Source organism: Sphingobacteriaceae bacterium GW460-11-11-14-LB5 (assembly GCA_002151545.1).
Classification (GTDB): Bacteria; Bacteroidota; Bacteroidia; order Sphingobacteriales; family Sphingobacteriaceae; genus Pedobacter.
This window is the reverse complement of the sequence record CP021237.1, coordinates 465,897-479,375: the sequence shown is the minus strand read 5'-3', so window position 1 is coordinate 479,375 and position 13,479 is coordinate 465,897. Positions and strand designations below refer to the sequence as shown.

Genomic DNA, 13,479 nt, shown 5'->3' with positions numbered 1-13,479 from the left:
ACCCAACCTAGGGGAGAGGGCAACATTCAGAACTTCTCAAACTGCTGCTGCCCAACATCCCTTTGGTGTTTCAACTCATTTGTGTTAGTTGTTTATTAGCTGTTTAGCAAAGCGCTTGTCATTTCAATATTAAATCCAGTTGTGCTTTAGTTAAGGTCACCGGGGGATTAAATGCCGCTGACTGTGCATACATCATTATACTTTTGTAAAGTTGTTTGGCTACAATATCCTGCTTAAGTCTGCCTTGCAAATCGAGTGAGCAGACGATTAATTTGCCTTTCTTAACCTTACACTCAAATAAAAGGGCCAGTTTATTGTTTAATGTAGGATCGTCAATCACGTAAACCAATGGATTTAGCTCATGGGGAAGTTCATCCAGTACCATTGCACCATTACTAAAACTGTCTGTCCTGCCATCGGCATGGGTTAAATTCCACCATTGCCATTCGGAATGATCTGCGGTTGGGAAATAATTAAAAACAGGATTTTTAGGCTTACAATATATCCCATAGGTTTTAGGTTGAGCTGAAAAAAGAAGTACATTCCAAAACGGCGTCGGGAATCGTATTGCCTGTGCCTGTTTTAGTTCAGGATGCAATAAAACTACCGTTTGGCCATCTTCAAGACGCTTCATGGCTGCAGCATCCAACCGCCTGGTTACCGATAAACCCGTTACCGATACTGATTGATCTGAAGGATAAACCCAAATATTCCATTCGTTAACAATTGTTGCATTTGAGGTACGAATCTGAATGGTTAGTTGCTGTGCTTTTTTTACACCTGTTAGCGAATAATGAACGGCTCCAACCCGTGTTAACCCACCCGATAGAATGGGCTTGTTTTGCAACTGCCCTTGTCCGATTATTTTCTTTTGCTGATCAAGAACTACATAATAGGGCTTGAGGGTAATATTTTCCATTGAATAGTTCGCAAAATCTACCACACTCTTTATGGTGTCAGTATTCAGCCAAACATATTTTTCCAATCGCAAGAGTGGTACAACCGGCGAGCAGAAATGCCTGAATTCAGCAGGTGAGATTATGCCTTTTGATTTCCAAAAAACATCAAGAATCCCAACAAGTGCTGTGCCCTGTCCAGGATAATCATGCAGATCGAGGAGTTGAAAGCCACCATAATTCGGGGTACGCAAAGAACGTTCTATTTCTTCGCGGTAAAGTAACAGGGCGAACTTACCCGATGCGGCCGAAAAAGCCTGATTTAATGGCAGCAGGCCTTTTTGCTGCATGGATTGTCGCATCCACTCCAGGTTTAATGGACGGAGTATACCCGTATAATCTTTTATTTGATTATAGTTAGGGTACACACACCATTGTCCTATCTCATGGGAAATGCAGGGTATAGTTAAGTAAGAGAGTGCATTTCGGTAATCTGAAGATGATTGAGGGACAGAACGATCGAAAACATCTTCGCCTCGTTTCATTATCCGCCTTCCATTTTCCAATCCGGCATGAAGCGCAAGGTATTGATCAAACTGGCCCGGCTTTAAAGCACCCCCAGCTTCTGGGTTTGTGGTGCGGGTATATAAATGACGTTTATTGTCGATGGCTTTCCCATAAACCACCAGCCGATCCAATATCCCGTAATCTCCGGTTAATTCATTTCCCATGCTCATCAGGCAAAAAGAAGGGTGGTTTCCGTAGGTGATCAGTATCCTCTTCAGTTCATCTTTCAGGAATTGATCGCGGGCGGCATCTTTACCGATAGGCGGCGCATTGATATTGAACAAAGGCAGCTCGCATTGAAGATAGATTCCAAGCTCATCTGCCGCTGCAAAGGCTGCGTCGGGCGGGGTGAAAGAATGGAACCTTACATGGTTCAAGCCGTAACTTTTGATGATCCCCATAATTCTAATCCAGTCTTTTTTATCCGTTGAGGGATAACCGGTTAGCGGAAAGGCGCCTTCATCGTGTGTCCCCCTTAAAAAAACAGGCTGTTTATTGATCACGAAATTGCCGCCCCTGGTTTCAAATGACCGTAAGCCGAATAACTGCGTGCTCACACACCTGATATTTTTTGCTGCCAGACTGACCTGCACCATATACAGATTCGGATGAAATTCATCCCATAACTTAAAGCCCTTTGCGATGGGCACAACAACTTTTAGTGTAGTATCCCCGCTCTTTAAATGTGGCTGAAGATTTATGCTATAGATGATATCCTTTGATTTAGAACCTGAAATACGCAGTTCAATATTGGCGTTTACTCCTTTGTCAAGCGAGTTATGCGCTTTTACATGTACCTCAAATTGTTTTAGATCAGGATTGGTATAAACATTTATACTTTCAACAGCCATACTTTTATGTGCAGACATTTCCATCCGGCCGATGATACCGTTCCAAATGGTTTGTACTTCATCGGAATAGGCATGGCTCCATTCCCCTATGTTAAAAATTCTTGCATTATCAATACAGATGGAAATAGTATGCCTGCCCGGAGTCAACTGCCCCAGTTGATAATCGTGAGGTGACAAGAGGCTCGATTGTGAACCAAAGGATGCGCCATCTACCCATAACTCGGTATTCCACATACATCTTTCCAATGAAACCGACAACTGGCTGCCTTTCCACGATTCGGGAACAACTATCGACCGCTGGTACCAGGCTTTACCGGTGTAGCGACGGGTTCTGTTTAATCTTGCCAGCGGACCCGGGAGTTTATGTTCAAATAAGCTAAAATTCTCTTGTCCTATAGGCTCTCCATAACCGCCCTGTTCAAGTGATCCGGGGAGTGTAATTGCTCCATGATATTTGATAAACCGTTCTGCCAGGGATTTTTCTATACGGATAGTGTCAATATCTTTTGAAAACCACATGGCTTTTTTTCCTTCATCCATCGGATCGAGTAATACCCGCCAATTTCCTGCTAAGGATAATTTGTTCGAAATATCAGCAGAAGATTTTTGAGTGAGAGGTGCCTGTGCATACAGCTCAACAGCTACACTTAAGTTGAAAAACAACAAAGTAAATACAGGCATGCGCTTGCAGAAATTAAACATTGTACTTCTTTTCATGGTATGAGAAAATAACATTTGGTCAACTGTTGCAGGTGATGGTTTTTTATCTATTTTAATTCAAATTAAATTGCTGTAATGCGATAGTTTAGCCCTTTCTTTGAAGTGAACGTAGTGATATAGCCATTTGCAGTTTTTGTTGATTTGGCCGCAATACCCGCAACTTTAACAGGGTTGGCCGTACGGATTCGGCATGCGCCGCCCGCTCCTGATAATACAGAAGCGCTCACGAGCCGCTTATTTTTCCAATCCATATCCACCGTGAAATTGCCACGCGCTTTTAGTCCGCTAATATTGCCTTCAGCCCAGGCATCGGGCAGGGCGGGCAGCATATTAATCTCATCCGACTGGCTCTGCAACAGCATTTCGCACATACCGGATAAGCTGCCAAAGTTGCCATCTATCTGGAATGGCGGACATGAATCAAACAGGTTAGGATAGGATCCACCTTCTCCGCTGATGTGGTGTATCACCGCACGTATCATTTTATAAGCGTGGTTACCATCCAGCAACCGTGCCCAAAAGTTAATCTTCCAGGCCAGGCTCCAGCCTGTACCGCCATCGCCTCTTAACTCCAGTGCTTTTTTGGCTGCTGCCGTAAATTCGGGTGTTTTAACAGGCGATATCTCGGCTCCGGGAAATAATCCAAACAGGTGCGATACATGGCGGTGTTGCCGTTCGATATCCTCATAATCTTTATACCATTCCTGCAAATTGCCTTTTTTGCCGATGTGCAGCGGATAAAGCAAAGCCTGTTTAGCTATAATGCTATCGCGGAAAGCCTTATCATAACCTAATATATTAGAAGCGCTAATAACGTTGGTGAACAGATCCCGGATGATAGACATATCCATAGTGGTGGCGATAGACACATGTTGCTCCTTTCCATTCTGATCACGATAAGCATTCTCTGGCGATACCGAGGGGGCCGTTACCAGGTAACCCTGATGAGGCACCAGCCAGTCCATACAAAACTGTGCTGCACTTTTCATCAAAGGATAAGCAGTTTGGCGCAGGTAGTTTTTATCTTGTGTAAACTGGTAATGCCACCATAAATGCTGCGACAGCCATGGCGAACCCATGGCCCAGTTAGCCCACCTTGGATCTCCTGTACCCTCGCCCACCGGGTTAGATATGGCCCAGATATCGCTGTTGTGATGCACCGCCCATCCGCGTGCATGGTAATATTGGGTAGCCGTTATTTTGCCGGTTACGGCCGCATTTTTTATATAATCAATAAATGGTAATTGCATTTCCGACAGGTTGGCTGCCTCTGCGGGCCAGTAGTTCATCTGTACATTAATGTTGGTGGTATAATTTGCACTCCAGGCGGGGCGGAGGTCCTTGTTCCAGATCCCCTGTAAATTGGCTGGCATCCCACCCGGCCGCGAACAGGATATCAGCAAATACCTGTTGTATTGAAAATATAATGTTTCGAACAATGGGTCTTGTACACCATTCGTGTATTTTATCAGGCGTTCGTTAGTAGGTAGCGTGGCATTTGAATTATCTGCCGGAACGGCCAGGTTGAAGTTTACCCGGTTAAAATAATGATGATAATCTGCTGTATGCGCACTCAGCAAAGCAGGCCATGCTTTCATCAATGCTTTGGCAAGGTACTTTGTGGCGAGTTTATTCTCGTCCTTCCCTTGGGTAACCGGACTTTTGTCGAAGCCGTTAAAACTGGTCGCTGCCGAAAGGTAAACCAGCACCTCATCGGCATTTTTTACAGTGATGCCTGATGTATCGGTGCTTACCGAGCCGCCTTTGTTTATCGCTTTCACCAATAGTTCATAACGCATGCCGCGTTGATGCAGACTGTCGTCCCACTCAATCGGGTTTTTGGTATTGATATAATTGGGTTGGATATGCGCAGGTACTTTGCCCCTCATGGCTAATCCATTATTGGAGATGGCTACGTTTTGGTGCTTTAATACATTGCTGGTGGCCAGCTTAAAACCTAGGGCGCCTGGCCTGCTTGCCGTAAAGCGGATCACCATTACCTGGTCGGGTGCTGAGCTGATCATTTGCCGGGTATAAGTTATTCCACCGATAGTGAACCTGGTGGTCGTTATGGCATTTTTGATATCCAGGTCGCGGTAATAGGCAGATGGATCGTTGTCAGGGAGATCCTGCGTGATGGAAAGATTGCCCAAAGGGAAATAGGAGTCGCTGTAATTGCCCTGCATGTTTCTGGCTAATTGATCTCCCGCCGCATAATCCTCATTCTTCAAGAGGGCCTCGCGTGCCAGCAGCAGGTTGGCGTAAGCTCCCGGGTTCATATTGGTACGCATAGGGCCGCCCGACCATAAAGTAGCTTCATTCAACTGGATCAATTCATGCTTTACCCCGCCATATACCATAGCACCAAGCCTGCCATTGCCTAGCGGCAAAGCTTCTGTAAATTCTTTGGCAGGTTGCTTGTACCAAAGCTTCAGGTTGTCCTGCGCAAAAGTTAGTGATGGAATAAATATTGCCAGTACAGCAATGTAATTTTTCATTTTTATATGTTTTAATATTTTCAGGAGGACTGACTGGCAGCGTATAAGATTTGGATGAAATTCGTTTGGTAACCTAAATCTCTTAGCAACTGGCAAAACAACTGATCGCATTGTATTCCTGTCCTTTAAAGGAATTGAGGCACATACAATACATCAGGCTATAACCAGCAGTTTACAGCCAGTCAGGCCGTAATTTTTTCACATTATTGGATCTCGGTAATGGTCTTGTTTGGTTCAAGCAGGTCTGTTTGCCTGAATTTTTAGAAGTGTTATGATCGCCAGGGCTAAGTATTTTCATCTTTCTGAGTCATCATTCTATTTTTATATAAAGGTTTATAAATGGTTATCTTTTGTTAATCACGCTTATGCGCTGTTGCTCCATCGAATTTCCAGCCGCCAGGTATGCGCTATGCGCGCACCTGTATCAGTTTTCCAGCATTGATTTCTACAGTTTCAGCATCAATTTCTACGCTGACCTTATCAAATGCGAAAGCAACAGGAATAATTCCTGGCTTCCACGATCAATTGTCAGTTTACTACAAATTATTTGCTACAGCCAACATTCGGTCAGCTACGGCATAATAAAATATAAAAACAGCATGCTCCGGGCCCACTGGCCAAAGCAATATAAATGTGGGATGATTGGACTTCCGTCCTCAGTTGGGATGTGATTCAGGTTGAAATACCTGATAAAGAAAGATTGCCATTACCATTAAAGGGATTTAATAGATTATGCAATCGTAGAAACTAATTTAATAACTAATAATAGAATAACAAAATTATTTTAAGCATTTATTCTAAAGTAGTTTTTGCAATGGAGATCTTTCAATCTCAAATAAACAGCGTTAGCTATAAATTTAATGTTATTTATTGCTTACCATTCAAAGTTACAGGCCAGCTCATGAAAACTGGAAACTTTGGTCATAAAAAAGGCCTGGGTTTTTCCAGGCCTCTAAAATTAGATCATTATTTTGCGGGTGTAATCACGATTTTCCGGTATTTGATTGGTTTCAGATAGTTTAATCTACAGTTTGTTGAAGTGATTCCTTTAACCTAAAGTTTATGACTAAAGAATCTCCTTCGACAATAGTAATTTTTCTAGTTGATAATTGATTATATCCGATTGCAACTGCACGAAAAATATAAGTACCTTTCGATACCTCAATTTTATATTTTCCACTTAGATAATCACTCTTACCTAACAACTCATAGTTTGTTGATTGAATTCCAGAGCCGCCCAAGCTTATTTTGCTTTTTCCATCTGAAACTAATCCGGTAATGATAATTTTATTAGAAGTTGTTTTGAATTTACTTACTGAATAATTATTTCTGTTTATAGCACAATTACTAAGAAAAAGCACAAAAACAATATTTACCACAAAAATTATTCTATTTTTCATCTTTTTAAATCAATTTCTTTCTATGGTGAGTATTTAAGCTATTATCATCGCTTTTTGTAAGTATTAAAAACATTGGTCGAATCCAATAGATTAATAAGGTCATTATATTTTATATTGTTCTTTCACGTACATTTATAATTTTGAACCTTCCACTTTTATCTTTTTTAAGTTCTAATAAAAAATTATGTCCAGTGGCTCTGAAAATTAGTTCAATAAAAATGAGTTTATTATCTAATTTCAAATCCCCCAATTCTACCAATGTAATTGGTTTAAAAATATCCATCCCTTTCATGAGCTGTTTCACATCTGTATTTATGGGCAAAAGAATACACTTCTTTCCATCTATAAAGATTTCGGTATGCTGTAAATTTTCAGGTATGATAATTTGCAAAGGTTGATTATAATATTCCTTTGGTAAAACTTTTTTACCTAAAATATGATGCAATGATTCTTCAATTATGGAGATAGAATCTTTTTGATCTAAATAATTATAATTACCGCCATTGGTACTAAACCCACTTTTGATGACGATACCGCTGACTGGGCTTAAAATTGGCGCATCCAACTCGCCAAAAATATCAATGCCCCGGTGGCTACCTAATTCTCCCCAAGGGTAATACCAAAAACTTTTCTGATTCCAATTGATGATCGGTTTAGCACCATCTACCGGAACGGCTATTTTCGTGTAAAAATCTTTTATATTGAGGAGAGAAATGATTACAACAAAAAAAGCTATAATCAAATAAATTTTCTTTTTATACATTTTTGCCAACTATTTAGCACTGTAGATAAGTTATTTTCAGTAGAAACATAGTATGATAATGTACGTTTGCCTGTATTTGTATTTTTTTATTTGGACTTAATAAAAAACTTGATCAAACAATTTATTAAATGATAACTGAATGTTCATCATGCCAGATAGTAGCATCTAACATGATGAAATGTACATCATTATTTTGCGGGTGTAATCACGATTTTCCGGTATTCAATCGGTTCGTGATCTCCCTGAAGGTAAATAGGTCCGGGCTCACCTTCATTACTATCCAGCGCGCCACCCGTTATGCCCGGAATTTCCTGGTTACTGATGATGGTTTTGCCGTTGGCTACCACAGTTACCAGACGTCCCACGAGGGTAATATCGTAACTTTGCCATTCGCCGGGGCCGAGGGTAACCATTTCATTGGCCGTTAAAAAACCGTAAATACCACCAAAAAGTACGCTGTTAGGGTGTGCATCTTTTTTGCTATCCTCAATCTGCACCTCGTAGCGGCCCCTTAAGTATACCCCGCTATTTCCTCCTTTAGCATATTTGAATTCGACATGGAGCTTAAAATCATTATACTTTTCTTCGGTAACGAGGTTTGAACCTGCTTTCGGACTGGTTAAAATGCCATTTTTTACGACCCATTGATTTTGTCCGCTGGCTTTCCATCCTGACAGGTCTTTACCATTGAACAAATTAACAGGTTTGCCCCAGGTTGGTGCAGTAGTCCTTTTCAGGTAAGGTGCCTTAACACCTTTCCAGCTATATTGTTTACCATCGCAATTGGTCATTGTCCCCTGGATCCCTGCATCGGCTACCGTGCCCTCGATAATTAAATTCGATGACCCGTTTTCCCATTGTGGCGGGATTTCGAACCTAAACTTTCCATTGTCGAACTTTACTTCCGCTACCGGACGCGCACTACCGGCAGTAGATACAAAATATCCTACTAAGGTTTTATAACCAGACAGTTTTACTTCCAGCCATGCTGGTGCCGGTTTTCCGTTGATATCGACTGTAATGTCCCAACGGCCGATCAGTGCTGCAGGCTCAACCGCCAATTGAAGGTGATCAGTTTTAGTAACTGTTGCAGCTGATGTTTTTAGAGACGGTGCAGCAAGGAGCAGGCAGCTTATACCAAACGAAAAGATTTCTTTTCTCATATTGTAATTTGATTTATAATGAATTGATGTTTTATACCCAAGACCACCACTACGTTACAGACCAAGGTAAATTGCCAGTAAGGTAGGACTTATTTGTTTTAAGCGCAAGTGCCTTTTGGCTGCTGAACAGTATCGTTACAAGATATACTGCACTACAATAATAATAAGACTTTGTAAAAAAGCAGAGTTGACACCAAGCGCAAAAGGTGTATGTGTTGAAAATAATTTTAAAAACAAAAGCCCTTGCAAATTGATCTGCAAGGGCCCTGTTTATGTGAAGAATGACATTTTATCCATTAATGGCTTTAACACCCGGCAATTCTTTACCTTCCATATATTCAAGCAAAGCACCGCCACCTGTAGAAACGTAGCTTACTTCATCTTCCATACCGAATTTTGCGATTGCTGCAGCTGAATCACCACCACCAATCAATGAGAATGCACCGTTATCTTTAGTTGCGGCCACAACAGCTTCAGCCACAGCTTTAGTACCCACCTGGAAACTTTCCATTTCGAAAACACCCATTGGGCCATTCCACAATAAAGTTTTAGAGTTTTTAATTACATCCTGGAATAATGCCACTGATTTCGGACCTATATCCAATCCCATCCAATCTGCAGGAATCTGACCTGATGTTACATCCTTTTTATCGGCATCGTTTGCAAATTTATCTGCAATTACCGTATCAACAGGTAAAATCAGGTTTACCCCTTTTGCTTTTGCTTTTTCGATCAGTTCTAAAGAAAGTTCCTGTTTATCGGCTTCTAATAAAGAGGTACCAATTTCTCCACCTTGTGCCTTGGCAAAGGTGTAAGCCATACCACCACCAATAATCAGATTATCTACTTTATCCAATAATTTCTCGATCAAAAGAATTTTATCAGATACTTTAGCACCACCCATAATGGCTGTAAAAGGTCTTTCTGCGTGGTTTAATATTTTTTCGGCATTTTCAACTTCCGAGGCCATTAAATAACCGAAGTATTTCGCATCCGGGAAAAACTGGGCAATAATTGAAGTGGAGGCATGTGCACGGTGAGCCGTACCAAAGGCATCGTTTACATAAACATCGCCTAATTTTGATAATTTCTCTGCAAAGGCAACATCACCTTTTTCTTCTTCTTTGTAAAAACGAAGGTTTTCTAACAATAAAACTTCACCAGATTTTAAATCGGCTGCCTGTTTTACGGCGCTTTCACCAATACAATCATCAGCAAATTTAACTTCAACACCAACAAGTGCAGATAAATCAGATAAAATGTGTTTTAAAGAGTATTTATCAGTAGGGCCATCTTTCGGGCGACCTAAGTGAGACATTAAAATAACCGCACCACCATCTTTTAAGATTTTAGAAATGGTTGGCAAAGCCGCCCTGATTCTTTTATCATCAGTAATTTTAAATTCATCATCTAAAGGCACATTAAAATCTACCCTGATTAATGCTTTTTTATCTTTAAAGTCAAACTGGTCAATTGTATTCATGTTAATTATTTTTGATTTAAGTTTAATTTCATTTCGTAATGGAAACCGATGCCAGGGATATCAAATTCCGGCGATTCGGTCGTGAAGCCGATTTTCTTGTAAAAAGCTGCCGCTGTTGAACGGGCATTACACCATAAATAATCGGTTTTATATTCTTTTAAATATTCGATGGCAAAAGTAACCAATGCAGCGCCGTAGCCATTGCCAACGGCATCAGGATGTGTAGCCATGCCCCTTAGCTGATAGCCCTCTCCCTCTTCCGGAAAAAAATCGTTCCGCATAAAAGTAGCAATGGATTTTATTTCTCCATCTTTTAAAAAACCAAGATGAAAAGTATCGTAGGCAAGATCGCCCTCAAAAACACATGCTTCGAACGGTTTGCCATTGCGTAAAACCAGGCTTCTTAAGGGCAGTACTTCTTCTGGAAGAATAAATTTCACCATATTTTTTTATCATTAGCTATATCTGAAGACATAGCGCCGCAACGCTTGCAAAGTTAATAAAGCAATTGAAACCCAATAATAATATCCGTCAGAAAGTTCTAACATTTTAGCTACCGTTAGGTTTGAATTAAAAAGAAAGGGATAATGGACAGCTTGGTGTCGATTCCCTTGCAGATCAGAAGCGTTTAGCCCCTGGCGCAGCGGCATCCCCAAAGCGAAGCGGAGGGATATAGCGGAGAACGGGAACAAACTTGAATAACTGCACAGGCACTGCGCTCCTAAAAGATTAAAACAATGGATCATATATCATTATTAGGAAAGCCAGTGATGTGCTAATCGGTTATGGCAGTCCTTCTTTTCGCTCCTATCTTTTTGTGATGGTTAAGCGGAATGTTGTAGGCTGGTGGAACAAAAAGGATAGCCGCTTCAATAAGGTTTATTGAACAAAGGCTTGTGGAAGAGAAAAACGACATTATCACCATGCGAATTGCATCGGCTTGCTTGCAAAAAGGAAGTGTTTAGCCCCGGGCGAAGCGGCATCCCAAAGTGCAGCAAGGGATATAGCGGAGACCGGGAACAAACTTGAATAACTGTACAGGTACTGCGCTCCAAAAAAGATTAAAATGATGGATCATATATCATTATTAGGAAAGCGAGTGAAGTACTAATCGGTTATGGCAGTCCTTCTTTCCGCTCCTATCTTTTTGTGATCGTTAAGTGGAATGTTGTAGGCTGGTGGAACAAAAAGGATAGCCGCTTCAATAAGGTTTATTGAACAAGGGCTTATAAACAACAGAACTACAATACAACCAAATAAACGGGCGAATTGCATCGGCTTCCTTGCAGATCAGAAGTGTTTAGCCCCGGGCGAGGCGGCATCCCCAAAGCGCAGCGAAGGGATATAGCGGAGAACGGGAACAAACTTTAATAGCTGTACAGGCGCTGCGCTCCTAAAAAGATTAAAACAATCGATCATATATCATTATTAGGAAAGCGAGTGATGTGCTAATCGGTTACGGCAGTCCTTCTTTTCGCTCCTATCTTTTTGTGATCGTATAGTGGAATATTGTGGGCTGGTGGAACAAAAAGGATAGCCGCTTCAATAAGGTTTATTGAACAAAGGCCTGTTAAACAACAGAACTACATTACAACCAAATAAATAGGCGAATTGCATCGGCTTGCTTGCAAAAAGGAAGTGTTTAGCCCCGGGCGAAGCGGCATCCCCAAAGCGCAGCGAAGGGATATAGCGGAGAACGGGAACAAACTTGAATAGCTGCACAGGCACTGCGCTTCTAAAAAAGATTAGACAAATGCATAATCACGTTTTTTTTTTTTAAGAAAGCACCATATTCCCTTTCTACTCACACGAGCCGTTTCGCTCATCCATCCGCTTAAGTAAAAAGGACAATACCTTTGCGTAAACCACATAAGCCACAAACACAAAGAACCCGAGCTGCAGTGCCGAATTATTGGCCGTAACAGTGGTTAGCGTATCGTTTTCGATGTTCAGGCCGGAGAGCTGGCTTTTCAATATTCCGTTTAAGCCGATATAGGTCATTGCAATGCCCACCACCATTACATCAGCCATATCCCATTTTCCGAGATCGAATGCCATAAAGCGCAATACTTTCTGACTTCCGAAAAGATGTCCGCAGGATACATGTACACCTCTTGCCACGATGCGGAGTAGCGGCAATGCCACAACAAATAAGAGCAACAATGCACCAACGAGCACGGCATCTGGTTTCGGCTGTTCGATTAATGTTCCGATAATGCCCAGTATGCTTTTACTCTGAAAAAAAAGCACCTGATTAGTGAAGGCGATTTTATCGCCCAACAATGCAAACTCTAATGTTTTTATACGTGCATCAACCTCAATAATTGGGGAGGTAACCCCTACTGTAAGCAAAACAACAGCAAAGAGCAGCGACATCACAAACAATGGAACGTGCAATTGCACCCGTTTTCTTAAAAAGAGCCAGAGCATTAATGCAATGGCAACGCAAGCCAGCATCGCCCATGCACATTGAAAAGTATCGTGTTTAATTTGTGCAAGTTTGGCCTCTACCAAACGATTGTAAGCGCTTGCTCCGGCAACATGGTACTTTTGATAAATATTATGTTCTACCGTGGTAATGGTGGTATCGGTACTATCGTAGGTTTGCTCTTCCAGCTCGTCTACTTTGCTCGCCGCAACGTTTTTGAGCCGCTTTAAACTGGCCGGACTTGTGATCTTTGTTACAATAGTTTTGGCGAAAGATGGCACCTGTGCATGGAGTTCATCAACGTCTACAAAGCTGTTAAAGGCTAGTTTTTTGAGTTTGCCACCAAGGGTTTTCTGAGGCTTGGTTACTTCGGAAACTGCTTGATTAACCAATCCGTGCAGCTCCTTTTCAATGCCCTTGCGCATCTCTATTTTCTGTTTGGCAGTTAACTTGAAGCCTTTTACCCGTCGGTCTACCACAGCCGAAATCTTCTCTCCCCATCGATCTACCGAGAAGATGCCAAAGGTAATGTTGTTCGATAGGCTGTAATCTTCCTTAATCCGTTTTTGTTCGTAAGAAAGCTGGTGGAAGCGGTAACCGAAATAGGCTTCTCCAATTAAAAGCAGGCTAAGTGCTGTAATTAGCACAAAAGGTGCTAACCAGTTCTTTTTTGCCGGAGTATTTTTAGGATTATGTGTTGTTGTTGCCAT

The 13,479-nt window shown here is 41.6% G+C and carries 9 protein-coding genes; 1 reads left to right on the top strand and 8 read right to left on the bottom strand.

The features are described from left to right. Positions 1-118: 118 nt before the first annotated feature. Positions 119-3,049 (bottom strand): hypothetical protein, encoded by a 2,931-nt coding sequence (locus tag CA265_01910; GenBank protein ID ARS38504.1) that lies wholly within the window; start codon positions 3,047-3,049, stop codon positions 119-121. 47 nt (positions 3,050-3,096) lie between these two features. Continuing rightward, positions 3,097-5,532 (bottom strand): hypothetical protein, encoded by a 2,436-nt coding sequence (locus tag CA265_01905; protein ARS38503.1) that lies wholly within the window; start codon positions 5,530-5,532, stop codon positions 3,097-3,099. 814 nt (positions 5,533-6,346) lie between these two features. Between CA265_01905 and CA265_01900 the strand changes: the two genes are divergently transcribed. Next, the gene (locus CA265_01900; GenBank protein ID ARS38502.1) at positions 6,347-6,550 is read left to right on the top strand and encodes a hypothetical protein; all 204 of its coding nucleotides are present in this window, start codon (positions 6,347-6,349) and stop codon (positions 6,548-6,550) included. Position 6,551: 1 nt separating this feature from the next. Here the strand turns inward: CA265_01900 and CA265_01895 are convergent, their stop codons facing one another. From CA265_01895 to CA265_01870, 6 genes are all read right to left on the bottom strand, one after another. Further along, positions 6,552-6,932 (bottom strand): hypothetical protein, encoded by a 381-nt coding sequence (locus tag CA265_01895; protein ARS38501.1) that lies wholly within the window; start codon positions 6,930-6,932, stop codon positions 6,552-6,554. Positions 6,933-7,041: 109 nt separating this feature from the next. After that, positions 7,042-7,695: a hypothetical protein gene (locus CA265_01890; GenBank protein ARS38500.1), complete on the bottom strand. Its 654-nt coding sequence runs from the start codon at positions 7,693-7,695 to the stop codon at positions 7,042-7,044. Between the two features lie 188 nt (positions 7,696-7,883). Beyond that, positions 7,884-8,858 carry a hypothetical protein gene (locus CA265_01885; protein ARS38499.1) on the bottom strand — a complete coding sequence of 325 codons (975 nt, stop codon included), beginning with the start codon at positions 8,856-8,858 and terminating at the stop codon, positions 7,884-7,886. A gap of 289 nt (positions 8,859-9,147) precedes the next feature. Beyond that, entirely contained in the window at positions 9,148-10,341 is a 1,194-nt protein-coding gene (locus CA265_01880) for a phosphoglycerate kinase (GenBank protein ID ARS38498.1), read from the bottom strand. 5 nt (positions 10,342-10,346) lie between these two features. Further along, complete coding sequence (locus CA265_01875) at positions 10,347-10,784, bottom strand: hypothetical protein (GenBank protein ARS38497.1); 438 nt, start codon at positions 10,782-10,784, stop codon at positions 10,347-10,349. A gap of 1,357 nt (positions 10,785-12,141) precedes the next feature. Continuing rightward, the gene (locus CA265_01870) at positions 12,142-13,479 is read right to left on the bottom strand and encodes a 2-methylisocitrate lyase (GenBank protein ID ARS38496.1); all 1,338 of its coding nucleotides are present in this window, start codon (positions 13,477-13,479) and stop codon (positions 12,142-12,144) included.